We start from the raw sequence: 13,244 nt of genomic DNA, 5'->3' as shown, positions 1-13,244 counted from the left end.
TCCTCAGTGCGCTTAGCACCTCGCGTTCAAAAAGCGTGCTGCCACGGAGCTTTCGCTGCCAAGAAGCGGCCGATCTGACCATTAGTAACATCCCGCGGATCTGAGCCCTGCGCGACGGCTTTCTCCCATTCCAGCGCCCATTCAAGACTTCTGGGAAACGACAACCTGTTGACCCAACCGAGTTCCGTCCGCGCTTTTGTCGAATCCAGCGTGAGAAGCGCGGCTTCGTGTGGATGCTCACCGCTGTCATCAATCCATGCGGCGCCATTGCCCCACCAGGAGACCGCAGCGTCAGCGATCTCGCGGACGGACTGAAAACTCTCAGGGTCCGGACCGAAATTCCATGCCCCCGAGCCCTTCCCGTCGAGCAACGCAGCAGCGACTGTGAGGTAGCCACTCAAACAATCGAGTACATGCTGCCAGGGACGAACCGCACCGGGAAACCGAATACTCACTGGAGAGTGGGAAATGAATCCACGAACAAGATCCACCAGCAGACGATCCTTACTCACATCGCCGCCGCCGATAACGTTCCCGCCGCGGACAACAGCAGTAGGAACCCCAGGGAAGCTCCTCACCCATGAATGAGTGAGGATATCAGCCATAGCCTTCGAGGCACTATATGGATCTTCTCCGCCCAATGCATCGTCTTCAACATAGCCACCGATCTTTCCGATGTTTCGGTAGACTTTATCTGTCGTGACAACCACAACTGCGCGTGCACTGGGAGACCCTTTTACAGCCTCAAGCAAGTTGAGCGTTCCTAGAGCGTTCGTCTCGAAAGTTTCCCGCGGACTTTTATAAGACTGACGGACCAGTGGTTGCGCAGCCAGGTGCAAGACGACTTCGGCGTCGACACCCTCCACTAAGTCCGCGAGCGCTGAAGCATCGCGTATGTCAATGCGAACATCCGATGCCAGGTGCTGCGCGACATTCGCTGTTTCGAAGATGCCTCCCGGCAGCGGGTCCAGTGCGACACCGTGTACCTCGTGGCCACGGTTCGCGAGAAGGAGCGAAAGCCATGCTCCTTTGAAGCCTGTGTGTCCCGTGATTAGAAACCGCATCGTCAGACCGTCTTGCTCATGAAATCGATAATCGAATCTGCGACGAAGTCCAGCATCGGCTCGGTCAGACCGGGGAACGTACCCACCCAGAACGATCTGTTCATCACGATGTCCGTATTCGTCAGATCGCCGACGACCCGGAAATCCACCTCTCGGTATGCAGGCTGCTTGGTGAGATTGCCTGCGAAGATGAGGCGCGTTCCGATCTTGCGGCCCTCGAGAAACCGCATCAGATCTTCGCGATCAGCCGGGTGAGCGGGGTCGAGAGTGATGGGGTATCCAAACCACGAAGGGTCGGAGTTCGGCGTTGCTCTGGGCAGAATCAACCCATCCACCCCCTGAAGGCGCTCGGAGAGGTAACGGAAGTTCGTCTTACGCGCTTCGACGAATGCGTCTACCTTGTCTAGCTGTGACACACCGAGCGCCGCCTGCATGTCTGTCGCTTTCAAGTTGTACCCGATGTGACTATACGTGTACTTGTGGTCATAGCCGTGGGGAAGCTCACCGAGCTGCCAACCAAAGCGCTTGCCGCACGTATTGTCCTGCCCAGTCTCGCAATAGCAGTCCCTCCCCCAGTCACGGAAAGACTCGACCTGCTTGCGGACCAGGGGCGACTTCACGAAAACTGCGCCGCCTTCACCCGTTGTGATGTGATGCGCCGGGTAAAAGCTCACTGTAGCGGTGTCGCCGAAGCTTCCTGTGCGCTGACCACGATATGTGGACCCGAGCGCATCACAGGAGTCCTCTACGAGCCATAGACGATGCTCCTTGCAAAGGTCCTGAACGACGTCTAGGTCAAACGGATTTCCAAGCGTGTGGGCCATCATGATCGCGCGAGTCTTAGGTCCGACGGCCTCGCGGAGCCGATCAGCGATGGCATCGTAGGTTCCTAGTTCAACATCAACAACCACCGGTCGAAGACCGTTCTGAATGATGGGGTTGACGGTTGTCGGAAATCCCGCAGCGACCGTCAGAACTTCGTCGCCAGGCTGCAGAGCACGACGCCCGAGCTTCGGGCTTGTCAGGCCGCTCAACGCAACGAGATTCGCACTGGAGCCACTGTTCACGAACAGCGCGCTCCTCGCACCGACGAAGTCGGCAAGCTTCTCCTCGAACTCTCGATGGAATCGACCTGCGGTAAGCCAACCGTCCAGACAGGCATCTACGAGCGCTGCGTAGTCGTTCGAATCGAGCACCTTACCCGAAACGGGCACAGGAGTCTCTCCCGGAACGAAGGGACGGGGGGCGAGCTTCTCCTCGGCAAACTCTTTGACTGCATCGAGAATGTGCTCGCGCGTTGCCACTGTTGGACTCCGATCGTTTGAGGGCGGACTTCCCATTGTACGGGCTCCGCCGTCGCTCGCCCACCGTGCCCGTATGCGAGGATGAGCGGTATGAACTCCTCCGTGAACGACGCGGCGCGAGCACTCTTCAGTGCACAGATCGCACCCGATTCCCGTGTTCTGGTGACGGGCGCGAGCGGATGGTTCGGACGTACCGCAGTCGATCTGCTTGAAGGAACGTCTGCACGCCTACTCTGCATCGCTTCGTCCGCACGCATCATGAGCGTCAACGGGCGGGAGTTCCCCCTCGGCATATGGAATCTCGAAGAGATTAGGGCTTTTGCGCCCAGCATCGTGATTGACTGCGCTTTCCTCACAAAAGACCGTCTCGCCGCGAACAGTTCTCGCACTACTGACGAGTACGTCCGAGTAAATCGACTATTGACAAGCCAGATGCTTTTAGCCGCCGAACTGCCCAGTGTGCAGTCAGTGCTGACGATATCCAGCGGCGCAGCCGTGTACCCGCAAGACGCACTGCAGACTCCGTTCGAAGAGAATACATATGGAGCCTTGAAGCGGGAGGCGGAGCAGAGCTTGATGGAGACCGCTCTCCGCCGCGGTATTCACGCAGTGGCGGCCCGAGCCTGGGCGGTGTCCGGTGGCCACGTCCAGCAGCCGCGGACGTTTGCGCTCTCGGACATGGTGCTGCAGGCTCGCGACGGAAACGTGATTGAGATCAAAGCAACGTCTGAGGTCTGGCGCCGCTACACGGCAGTAGAAGATCTCCTCGCCGTAGCAATGGCAACTGTTCACCGCCGTTCGGGAATCGTCGAGAGCGGCGGCCCGCTGGTAGAGATGAGCGACCTCGCCGTGGCCGTGCGTGATGCCGTTCGGCCCAGCGCGGAGATACGACGCCCGCCGGTTGACCCCCGCGAAGCTAACCGATATCACAACGATGGGATTCAGTGGCGGATCGCCTGCTCGGAGTTCGACTACGTGCCAATCGACCTCAGCTCGCAGATCATCGAAACGGCTCAGGGCCTGCGAGCCGCGAGCCACGGTTCGAGACTTTGAGCATAAGACGGCACGGCCCGGCGGAGTTGGCTGGGCAAACTACAAAGACGAAGCCGCAGACCCTTGGCTCAAAATTTTCGATAGGCACGCCCGCCTACCACTGTATCCGACCAGCACGGTCCCCCCAGAAACCCTCCAGAACGCTCCGTGGTCGGTCAGGACAAGATCTACCGCGGGAGGCCGATGAGAAAAACCCAACCTACGACTCAAGCCCTCCGATGACGCGCAGATAATCTTCCTTGCCAACCGCTTCCGCAACACGGGGATCCAATGCCCGTATCGACACGGTTGGTCGATGTTTTGAAGACGCGAAAGTCTCTAAGACCCACGATCCGAACCCGCCGTCGAGTAGGTGGTCTTCAACTGTGACAATCTCCGCGTACTTCTGGAGGTCTTCGCGAACGCCGTCACGATACCCAGCTCCCCAAATCGGCACGGAATGAAGCGCCCAGCCGTTGTACTCCGGTCGCTTGAGCCAACCGTTCGCGAGGTTGAGAACCGCTCCAGTGGTCAGCAACGTACGCTGCGCGTCGCGCGGACCAGCAACGTGTAAGAGCCGTCCTGGCTCGACATCGACGTCTCGTTCGTGCACAGCAGGCGTCGACGGACTGCCGATGCGGAGATAAGCTGGCGTCGCATGCGACTTGAGGAATCGGATCACCGCTGACATCTCACGCGGATCCCCTGGCGAGAGAATGGTCATTTCAGGCATAGCACGCATAAGCGCGTAGTCCTGAATGGCGTGATGCGAATATCCGAGCGACCCGTAAACCAGCCCACCGCCCACCGCGACAACGGTGACCGGAAGTCGGTGATGCGCAACGTCATTGCGAATCTGCTCGGCCGCGCGGAACGTGGGGAAGTTCGCGATTGAGTACACAAACGGTCTAGAGCCTTCCGATGCCATGCCCGCTGCCATGGTCATCATCGACTGCTCTGCGATGCCCGCGTTGATGAACTGATCTGGCAGCTTTTTGGAGAAATCATCCACCACACCGAAGCCAAGATCTCCGACGATAAGCGTGACACGAGGATCTTCTAGTGCCCAGTCCTCTAGCAACTCTACAAATTGGTTACGCATCGGCAGACTCCTTCAACTCACTGAGCGCTAGGCGCAACTGTTCCGGTGAAGGATTGCGATAGTGCCAAGCAACACTGTTCTCCATGAACGACACGCCGCGGCCCTTCACTGTGCGCGCGATAACTACTCGGGGCCCGTGGTTGAAACTCTGCGACGACGCATCTACGGCGAGCACGGAGCGGAGAAACTCAAAGTCGTGCCCATCTCCTTCAAACACCTCAGCGCCAAAAGCCCTCAACTTATCGCCGAGCGGTTCGAGAGCGAGTGTCTCTTCAACCGTGGTGAGGCTCTGAAGGTTGTTAGCATCGATCACCAACGTCAGGTTCGAAAGCTTGTTGTGCGACGCAAAGAGAAGCGCCTCCCAGTTACTTCCTTCATCCATCTCGCCGTCGCCCACGACAACGAATGTATGCCATCTTTTCGCCGACAACTTCGCTGCGTTGGCCTTGCCCACGCCAAATGGCAATCCATGTCCAAGAGAACCGGTCGAGAACTCGACGCCCGGAACGCGATGACTGATATGAGCAAGCAGCCGGGATCCGGGCTGCGCATAAGTCTCCAGCTCCTCCGCGGGGAAGAAACCACGCGTCGCCAACGCCGCGTAGATAATCGAGCACGCGTGTCCCTTGCTCAGAATGAAGCGGTCACGCTCAGCCCACAGGGGGTCTCCGGAGTCGATCCTCAACACCTCTGCATACAGGACAGCGACGATGTCAGCGATCGAAAGCGCCGAACCCACGTGCGATGAACCTGATCGCGTAACCATCTCGAGCGTGCGTCTGCGGATAACTCGAGCGAACTCCGCCGCGGGCAAAGAGTTACTCGGTGTCGTCATCGTCGTGTCGCTGCCTGTCACCAGACCGAGCCTAGCCCACTTCACACACGCTCCCGGCGCCCGCTGACGGCAAGCCGCCTCGCGGCAGCACCAACACCGACACGATGTGTGTACGCTCGTGAACGACCGCATCACCTCAGGAGAAACCCGTGTCCACGGCTGTGCCACCCCGTCCCCGCATCTCAATCGTCACTCCGTGCTACAACGAAGAGTCAAATGTCGAACGCTGCGCCGCTGAGGTCAGAAGAGTGATGACGGAGCAGTTACCAGATTACGACTATGAGCACTTCTTCTGCGATAACGCAAGTACCGACGAAACGGTGAACGTTCTGAAACGAATCGCGGCCGCTGACCCGAGCGTGAAAGTCATCGTCAACTCTCGTAATGTCGGACCTTTCCGAAACATGGCCAACGGTCTTCGCAGCGTTACTGGGGACCTCGTCGTACCGATGATCCCGGCTGATCTCCAAGACCCGCCGGACGTCGTTCCGCAGATGGTCGCGAAGCTCACTGACCGCGTGGATGTCGTGTATGGGGTCCGGACCAAGCGGAAGGATCCTTTGTGGCTCGCCGCAGGGCGAGCGCTCTACTACTGGGCAGCTCGCGCAGGCGGCGGCTCGAACCCGCCCTCGCACGCGGGTGAGTTCCTCCTCGCACGCCGCCACATCATTCAATCCGTTAATGAAGTGGCCGGCTCTTATCCTTACATCCGTGGTCTGGTGGCTCAGACCAATCCACGGTGGGACAAGGTCGAATACGAGTGGGGTATCCGTGAGCATGGGCGCTCGCGAAACTCGCTTCCCGACCTGATCGATCAAGGACTCAACGGTTTGATATCTACCGCGCGAGCGCCGATTCGATGGTCACTCCTGCTCGGTATCGTCCTTGCCATAGCGGGCGTAATCGCCGCTGTGGTCAACGTCGGACTTTTCCTGTTCGGCAACCAAGAGGTTACTCAGGGCATACCGACACTCATCGTCGGGATGTTCTTCTTCGGTGGATTGCAGTTGTTCTTCCTAGGCCTGATCGGAGAATACGTAGTGAGCATCCATCAGACGATCAGACCCGCCCCGCCCATGGTGGAAGTAGAGCGCATCAACTGCTGACTCGAAGCGGGCTAATCCCAGATCTTCCATGGGGGCGTTCCCGTAGCCCACAGCTCGTTCAGCATCTGCGACTCTCTATAGGTGTCCATCGGCTGCCAGAACCCGTCGTGTCGAAATGCCGAGAGTTGTCCCTGATCAGCGAGACGATGGAGCGGCTCCTGCTCGAGAACCGTATCGTCATTTGAAAGGTAGTCGAAGATCGCCGGTTCAAAAATAAAATACCCGATGTTAATCCAGTCATCGCTCTGCGGCTTTTCGCGGAAACTAGCTACGTCACCGTCACGGTTGATATCCACGACACCGAAGCGGCTGTAAGGCCGAGTCGTCGTCATAGTCGCGAGCTTGCCGTGATTGGAGTGGAAATCTTGTAGCGCACGAACGTCCACGGGAGCGATTCCATCGCCGTAGGTACACAGGAACGGTTCTCTACCCACGTACTTCTGAACGCGCTTGATCCGACCGCCCGTCATCGTAGCAGCTCCTGTGTACGCGACCGTCACCTTCCAGTCGAGTTCCTCGTGGTGATCGTGATAGACAATCGATGATTCGGTTCCGAGCGTCACCGTGAAATCCTTGTTAAGCGAACCGTAATTAGCGAAATAGTTCGCGATGTACTCGCTCTTATACCCGGTGCAGACGACGAAATCGCGAATACCCTGAGCGCTCAGAATCTTCATGATGTGCCAGAGGACTGGCTTCCCTCCGACTTCGACCATAGGTTTCGGCCTGAATTCAGTCTCCTCCCTCATTCGCGTGCCAAGACCACCAGCGAGGAGAACAGCTTTCATCGATACATACCAATCGGAGCGGGATGCCCGCTGTTGTGCAGGCCAAACCACCCTATCAGCATCACCGGATGCGGCGACCTAGGGTGCAGCGTCCTGAGCGTCGTCGAGTACGCGACCGCGGCGGTCAGGGCGCGGCCGGCGGAACGAGAAGTGCCGGTGCCCAAAGTAGCTGACCAAAGTCATCAAAATCAGGATAATCGCTTGAGCGAGAATACGGTTCATCCCCCACAAGACGATCACGGGCAGGACAAATGCGTTCACTAACAGAGGGATGAGGTATACGCTCTCGAATCGAACGAAGTCGATCAACACATGTCCGGAGACTTGGAAAACCAGCGCACGGTAAAGAGCAAAGGCAACCACAGCGGCCACAAGATGAGATAGCAGCAGAGTCACCAATGAAGCGAACACGGAATTCATACCCGCCAGAGCGCTTCCCAAGCTAATATCAACCAGGACAAAGACCGCAAACCCAAAGGCTGTATTAAATCCTCCGACGAGGAGAAATCGCAGACGCTGGTCACGGAGGAGAGAAGTTACCACTGCACGCCCCCGGGCTGAACGACTACCCATGATTCAGGACTGACCGATCCGAAGATCGCGATGAAAAGGAGCGTCAGCCACGCGAAATAGCTCCTGTACTCGAGTTCCAGACGAGTGTCCCACGATCGAACGCAAGCGTACACTTCCCTGCACCACAGGCCTCTTCACTGACGGGCCAGCCGAGTTCACTACTGGGACCACCAAGAGAACGATAGGTCGCAGCAAGCGCACTCGTGGCCTTATGGAACACGATTTTTCCGGAAGGACTCGAGTACACGATTCCTGCAGAGAACGACTGGGACTGTCCCACACCGCCCGCGTTAATGGCCTCCGCATCCCGCTGCGGCGCACCGATCGCGCTCTCCAGACCGCCGCCGGTTGACCAGTATGCAGCAATCGGTCCGCCAATAGACGAGATAGCGCCGGATCTACCATCCCATGACAAGTAACCGTTGTCGAATGACACGAAACAGCCGTAACCTCCACAGATCTCGCCGCTCGTCGGCCATCCCAGCCGACTCGTCGTCGCCCCCATTCCGCGATACACGTCCTGTATCGCGCTCGGAATCTTCAGGACCACAGGATCTTCGCCCGCGTGCACGTAGTAGCGGCCATTGCGGAATAGCTGCTCCCATCCGCCGTTGACCTGCGTCAAGGTTGACTGAGGCGCGCCGATCGCATTGTTAACCCCACCACCTCCGTACCAAGAACTTTCGACCGCGCCGGACACCTGTTCGATCGCCCCACCAGCCGAATCCCAAACCAGCGTGCCCTTCTCGAACCGGACAGCGCAGCCAACAGAGCCACACGTCTCCTGCTGGACCGGCCAGCCAAGAGCAGAGGCAGTTCCGCCAGCCGCACGATAGGTGCTGTGCAGCGACGAAGCATTCGTGAGCCAGTGAGCATCACCGCCGGCTTTGAGGTAGACCGTTCCCCCGAGGAAGGACTGCGTCCAGCCACCTCCTGAGTTCCCGACGTACGACTCCGGAGATTCGGGCGCTCGAAGTGGGTTGTTGACGCCGCCTCCATCGAGCCAGTAGGCCCCGATCGCACCGACCACCGACTGAACCTTCAGGGATTCATTACTCCAAACGAGGTTTCCTCCCTGGAACCCGATTCGACAACCATATGCACCACATTCCTCGTCGCTCGTCGGCCATCCCATCGCTCCGCCCACGCCCCCGTTCGCAGAATAGGTTGCGTGGATAAGGCTGCTGGACTTCAAGACAACGGTCGAGCCTGCCAGCTTCACATAAATAGTTGCGTTCTGGAACCGCTGAAACCACCCACCGCCGTTCGCGTCGGACCAGACCATTTCCGCAACAGGCCCGCCGATCCAACCGCTCCACCCTCCCTGCGCCGCCCAGGTGGACGCGATGGCTCCCTGCACGGAGATCGTGGGGCTACCGAACCAATCGCTGAAATAATTGAAAAAATTGCGGTTTCCGTAACTTGAACAACCGTCACCGTAACCGTAACCCGAGCGAAGCGCAGCAGCATTGGGCTGATATGGCGTGTAATAATAAAGATTCGCCGTCGCCTGATTACGTACATAGACCGGCGCCGAGCCACAGCCAGTATTGGGATTATATAGGATATTCCACGTGTTTCCCGGCGCATACCAGGTAAAATATGAACTCGTTCCGGGAGGATTTGCATAACGCTTAAACATGTAGGCGCCGCCATACACTTGTGTTGAAAATCCGAGACCAGCAGACGTGCACCCCGTGGTATCCGGACAGTTGTATCCCAACGCGAAGTCGAACGAGTAGGCAGACGGTGCGGAGTCGGTGACAAGACCTTGCTCCTTCTGCATCGTCACGAGCAAAACCTGAGGGTTGATGCCACAAGCCTGGGCAACGCGATATATGAGGGATGCCGCCGAGTCCCAAGAAGATCCTTCAAACGCTCCACACATAGCGTTTGCGGAGCGCGACTGTGATGGTCCGTGCCAGTCCTTCAGGCAGGTTGAACCGCCACTACATCGAGAAACCTTTGACTCCAGGAAAGCCTGAATCCCAGTCTCCGTCATCGCAGACGCATTAAAGAATGTGGAATCACTGATGATGTAGCCAGGGTCGAACTGCGTAAGATCAGCGGCAGGTCGTATAGCTACCGAAGCGGCACTGCTCGTCGACCGCGCATCCCCGCCAATCGAGCCCTGCGCGGGAGCAGCGATACCGAGGACGAGGATCATGACCGCGAGAGCAGTCGTCACGAGGTCACGTAGATGCGCTCGTAGCTTCATGCGTTCAGTCTCGCAGACTCGCGCCAGCGCAAGCGAATCGCTATGAGAACGAAACTCGATCGCCGGGGAACTCGATCGGCGGATTGAATGTGACGCCCTTGAGCGCCTGCTTCAGCAGTGCGAGGCGCAACCGCCACGGCACTCGTCCGCGACGAAGGCTCACCATGAGCCGCGCAACGAACTCGACGTAGTAGAGAAACCCCCGGTGATGAAGCAAGTACGAGGACTCGTTCCTGACTCCGTACGCGAACTTCCATACGTTCGCGCGCGACACCATCGCGAAGTTGACGCCCTTGTTGTCTCCCATGTCGTGGATCACCGTGCTGTCAAGCACCTGCACGCCCGGGCAGCGCTTTGTCAAACGCAGCGTGTACTCGCGATCGTCGAACCAGATGAAGTAGTCGCGATAGGGAAGGCCATACTCCGCGATAGCCCATCGCGGCACGAGAACGGAGACGAAGGAACAGGCAGTAACCATGACCGAGTTCTGTCCCTTGACGAGGAGCCTCCCCCAGTCCCATGTGGGCAGAGGATTGTTCATCTCGCAGATGTTCCCGTCAGTGAACTCCACGACCGAACACGCAAAGGGAACGTCTGGACCCAGCTCACCGACCGCGGCGTCGAAGCCGCCGAGGAGGCGTTCGAGAGCCTCCGGCTCGGGGTAGCAGTCGTCGTCCATGATCCAGACGAAGTCGGCGCCCTGACGGTAGCCACGCAGCATGCCCTCGGCGAAGCCTCCCGCACCGCCCGTGTTCGTCGGCAGCGTCACGATCTCGGTGTTGACGCCCGCTTCCCACGTGGCAAGGAAATCTGTCGTGCCGTCCGTCGACGCGTTGTCGATAACGATGAGCACACTGGGCTGGCGGGTCTGAGCTTCGATCGAGGCAAGCACCCGCTTGAGCTTCTCAAGTCGGTTGAAGGTGACAACAACTGCGGCGACATTCACCATTTGGACACTTCCTCACGGAACCAGTTCGTTGCTGAGCGGGCCTGACGAAGCGCATCTTCTCGTGCGGCTTCCGTTTCCCAGATCCGAACGCGCCACTCGTCGTCCTGCTCGATCTTCTGGAGCAGCGCAGATGCCTGACGGACGCCGCGGTAAGGATCTGAAGTAAAAAGAGCCTCTTCGGGCACGAGATCGCGTTGAGCCCCGACGTCCGAGGAAACGACCGGCACTCCGTGCGCGATCGCCTCCAACGTCGTGAGCGTCAAACCTTCGTTGTGGCTGGTCACCATGAGGACATCGGCGTCGTCGAGCGTATCCGCTACGGGGGTTTCCGACCGGCGACGTTCGAGCACGTCACTCAGCCCACGTGACTCGATCATCTCGTCGACCCATGTGTCGAGCTCCCCGTCACCGTGCATGATGAACCTGGCTGCAATCCCTTGGCGCTTGGCGCGCTCCGCGATCGCAACGAAGATCTCGGGAGACTTCTGCCGACTCATCCGGCCGATGAACGCGACGGCCAATGGCTGCTCCGGTTTGCGCGGCAGGCACGGCTGACGTTCGGGCCCGACGGTGAGCTCCAGGAGAGGCGCCATCACGAGATGCTCAGCATCCACGTGCTGTGTATCCACGAACCAACGTTCGAGCGACGGCGAGATCACATGGTGTTGGTCGATATACCGGTCTGCGACCACGCCGCTTCGCGGATAGCCTCCGCCTCGATACTCGACGATATGAGTGGAGTCAACCACCGGCAGCGAGGGCCTGGAGACCTTGAGCCATGGAAGCCGGTCATAGAGCCACTGATTGTGGTGAACCGATACCCCTCGGATGTCGAACACCCGAAGCAGTCCCCGAAGCATCTGTTCGAATCCAGGGGTCTGCGAATAGTGCGTGGGCTCGGAGAAGGGAATCAAGAGCGCGCCGTCGAGTTCCGGGCGAAGAACAAAAGGATGGTGCGAGTCGACGTTGGTGAGCACGATCGGGAGCATGCCAGCCTCACGGACCAGGCGTACACACTCGAGCGCCCACCGCTCGGCACCGCCCATCTCGAGCCAGTGCAACCCGAGAAGCACAGCTCGCGGGGCGCCGGCGGCCGGAAGCGGTGCGGGAACGATGCGATCGAACTCGTGCGCGCCTTTCGGCGCGAACTCAGCCGCATAGTCCCGTCGCGGCGCGGGCGAACTCACCGTGCGCCGAAAGCGGAGGAGCTCGAGATCTCGCGCGAGGTCGTAGGCAAGCGGATAGCGCGTCCGGAAAGCACGCAACGCCTTTCGCACCGGGTCGCGGGGAACCCAGCGTCGTGGGGGAAGCTCCAAGATCGAGTCGGGCGAGATCATGATGTGACGATTGCGTTCCTCGATGAGCCCGCTGGCACGCCCACTCACGGAGACGTCCTCGGCGGGGACGAGGCTTTTCACCCTGAGCGTGCCGATCCTGTCTCTGAAGATCCTGCTCGCACCATCGAATGTGCGGTCGTCGGTCGTCCGCGGCGTGAGCTCGCTGTGATGACGATAGAGATGTACGTCCAACTCGCGCCCCGGTGCCGTGAGTGCATGAAAGGACAGCGCTCCCTCGAGCAGCCGGGTCTCACGGGCAGAGAATGTCTCGAGCGGGCTGGCCGAACTCGTCACTTCGAAGAGGGGCGGCGCAGAAACCAGACTTGAGTGGTCACGGTCAGAGCGGCTTGTAGTCATAGTTCTCACGGTTCGGTACGGGCGACAGCCGAGCCTAACATCGGGGCGGCCCGGACCCTGAGCCACGACTGTGCAGAACGGCTCCCGCATGGCGGTACGGTATCCAGTGCGTCCGCTTAGGATGAAGGGTCCTCGTCGGGCACTCCCAGGAACGAAAAACGCTCATGACTCATCTGCCCACCGCCCCGCTCGTCGAGCCCGGACGGGCCCATGGTCTCTGGGACGTCTTTGGGCGCCGGTATCTGCTCTCGCTTCTCGTTCGTAAAGAGGTGCAGATCCGCTACCGCGGCTCGGTACTGGGCTGGCTCTGGTCCTACGTGAAGCCCCTCGTCCAGTTCGTCGTGTTCTTCCTGGCAATCGGCGTTTTCCTGGGCATGAACGGACGGGTCGAATACTTCCCGGTGTACCTGTTGGCCGGAACGACGATCGTCGGGTTCTTCAGCGAGGCCTTCACCAACGGCACACGATCGCTGGTGGACAACGCTGCATTGATCAAGAAGATCTATCTGCCACGCGAGATGTTCCCGATCGCGAGCATGCTCGTTGCCGCAGTGAACACGCTGCCCCAAATCCTCGTGA

12 protein-coding genes are annotated in these 13,244 nt (G+C 59.1%); 3 read left to right on the top strand and 9 right to left on the bottom strand.

What is annotated here, in order from left to right; genetic code table 11:
* Positions 1-26: 26 nt before the first annotated feature.
* Both rfbG and rfbH read right to left on the bottom strand, forming a co-directional pair.
* On the bottom strand, positions 27-1,064 hold the full coding sequence (gene rfbG, locus QE381_RS00060; RefSeq protein ID WP_307214367.1) for a CDP-glucose 4,6-dehydratase: 1,038 nt from the start codon (positions 1,062-1,064) through the stop codon (positions 27-29).
* Positions 1,065-1,066: 2 nt separating this feature from the next.
* Positions 1,067-2,368 (bottom strand): lipopolysaccharide biosynthesis protein RfbH, encoded by a 1,302-nt coding sequence (rfbH, locus tag QE381_RS00055; RefSeq protein WP_307214365.1) that lies wholly within the window; start codon positions 2,366-2,368, stop codon positions 1,067-1,069.
* Positions 2,369-2,458: 90 nt separating this feature from the next.
* On the opposite strand from rfbH, the gene QE381_RS00050 reads away from it, so the two are divergent.
* The gene (locus QE381_RS00050; RefSeq protein WP_307214363.1) at positions 2,459-3,421 is read left to right on the top strand and encodes an NAD(P)-dependent oxidoreductase; all 963 of its coding nucleotides are present in this window, start codon (positions 2,459-2,461) and stop codon (positions 3,419-3,421) included.
* Between the two features lie 199 nt (positions 3,422-3,620).
* On the opposite strand, the gene QE381_RS00045 is transcribed toward QE381_RS00050, so the two are convergent.
* Both QE381_RS00045 and QE381_RS00040 read right to left on the bottom strand, forming a co-directional pair.
* The gene (locus QE381_RS00045) at positions 3,621-4,502 is read right to left on the bottom strand and encodes a transketolase family protein (RefSeq protein WP_307214362.1); all 882 of its coding nucleotides are present in this window, start codon (positions 4,500-4,502) and stop codon (positions 3,621-3,623) included.
* Positions 4,495-5,358, bottom strand: a complete 864-nt coding sequence (locus tag QE381_RS00040) for a transketolase (RefSeq protein ID WP_307214360.1) — start codon at positions 5,356-5,358, stop codon at positions 4,495-4,497. The genes QE381_RS00045 and QE381_RS00040 overlap by 8 nt, the downstream gene beginning before the upstream one ends.
* Positions 5,359-5,486: 128 nt before the next feature.
* Between QE381_RS00040 and QE381_RS00035 the strand changes: the two genes are divergently transcribed.
* A complete protein-coding gene (locus QE381_RS00035) occupies positions 5,487-6,443 on the top strand; it encodes a glycosyltransferase family 2 protein (RefSeq protein ID WP_307214358.1) in 957 nt (318 codons plus the stop codon).
* An 11-nt stretch (positions 6,444-6,454) separates the two neighbouring features.
* On the opposite strand, the gene rfbF is transcribed toward QE381_RS00035, so the two are convergent.
* The 5 genes from rfbF to QE381_RS00010 all read right to left on the bottom strand — a co-directional run bounded on the left by rfbF (position 6,455) and on the right by QE381_RS00010 (position 12,602).
* Positions 6,455-7,231: a glucose-1-phosphate cytidylyltransferase gene (rfbF, locus tag QE381_RS00030; protein ID WP_307214356.1), complete on the bottom strand. Its 777-nt coding sequence runs from the start codon at positions 7,229-7,231 to the stop codon at positions 6,455-6,457.
* A 78-nt stretch (positions 7,232-7,309) separates the two neighbouring features.
* Positions 7,310-7,804 (bottom strand): GtrA family protein, encoded by a 495-nt coding sequence (locus QE381_RS00025; RefSeq protein WP_307214354.1) that lies wholly within the window; start codon positions 7,802-7,804, stop codon positions 7,310-7,312.
* 43 nt (positions 7,805-7,847) lie between these two features.
* Positions 7,848-10,022 carry an LGFP repeat-containing protein gene (locus QE381_RS00020; RefSeq protein ID WP_307214352.1) on the bottom strand — a complete coding sequence of 725 codons (2,175 nt, stop codon included), beginning with the start codon at positions 10,020-10,022 and terminating at the stop codon, positions 7,848-7,850.
* Between the two features lie 40 nt (positions 10,023-10,062).
* Positions 10,063-10,971: a glycosyltransferase family 2 protein gene (locus QE381_RS00015; RefSeq protein WP_307214350.1), complete on the bottom strand. Its 909-nt coding sequence runs from the start codon at positions 10,969-10,971 to the stop codon at positions 10,063-10,065.
* Positions 10,965-12,602 carry a glycosyltransferase gene (locus QE381_RS00010; RefSeq protein ID WP_307214348.1) on the bottom strand — a complete coding sequence of 546 codons (1,638 nt, stop codon included), beginning with the start codon at positions 12,600-12,602 and terminating at the stop codon, positions 10,965-10,967. The genes QE381_RS00015 and QE381_RS00010 overlap by 7 nt, the downstream gene beginning before the upstream one ends.
* Before the next feature lie 227 nt (positions 12,603-12,829).
* Here QE381_RS00010 and QE381_RS00005 point away from each other — a divergent pair.
* On the top strand, positions 12,830-13,244 hold a 415-nt coding region (locus tag QE381_RS00005), incomplete at its 3' end, for an ABC transporter permease (protein ID WP_373426877.1).

Origin of the sequence: Microbacterium sp. SORGH_AS_0888, from assembly GCF_030818905.1 — a bacterium.
Lineage (GTDB): Bacteria > Actinomycetota > Actinomycetes > Actinomycetales > Microbacteriaceae > Microbacterium.
This window is presented reverse-complemented; position numbering and strand designations above follow the sequence as displayed.